General features: G+C 61.7%; 1 pseudogene. It reads right to left on the bottom strand.

Going from position 1 to position 515, the window contains the following annotated elements:
- Positions 1-515, bottom strand: a pseudogene (locus tag EN914_RS37895) (caspase family protein); the annotation flags it as partial.

The following is a 515-nucleotide window of genomic DNA, read 5'->3' as shown; positions in this document are numbered from 1 at the left end:
GGTGCGATCTGTTTGGTGTTTTTGTAGTAGTCGGTGAGGGCACGGATGGAGCCTGTGCCCCAATCGCCATCAACTTGCATCCGGTAGCATCCCAGGCGACGAAGTTCGGTCTGAATGCTGCGCGCAAGATCGCCTGCCTTGTCCTTTTCCGCTTCGCCCGCCGAGGCGCCGACAATGAGAGTTTCGAGGCCGGAGACGACGCTCTGGCGAGCGACTGCAACGCTTTCGGTTGAAGACAGATTGGCGACCCGAGTGCCGACCGGCTCCGCTGAACCGCCTGACGGTGCCGGAATCTCGACGGACCGCAGCGTCTGTCCGACGATGAGCACGGCGGTCTGCAGGTCGTTGGAGGCGAGCTCTATCTGCAGCTTCTTCTTGGCGTCTGGATCGGACAGGATGCGCGACAGGCTCGCGCTCAACTGCGCCGGATCGAGCATCTGCTGTTCGGTGAAATAGAATTGTTCACGCAGGTTCGACTGATCCCACGGCACCTGGCGGCCGACGGTGAGCGCCTC

The organism is Mesorhizobium sp. M7A.F.Ca.CA.001.08.2.1, from assembly GCF_003998455.1.
Classification (GTDB): domain Bacteria; phylum Pseudomonadota; class Alphaproteobacteria; order Rhizobiales; family Rhizobiaceae; genus Mesorhizobium; species Mesorhizobium ciceri.
The sequence above is the reverse complement of the archived record's forward strand: the minus strand, read 5'-3'. Positions and strand labels throughout refer to the sequence as shown.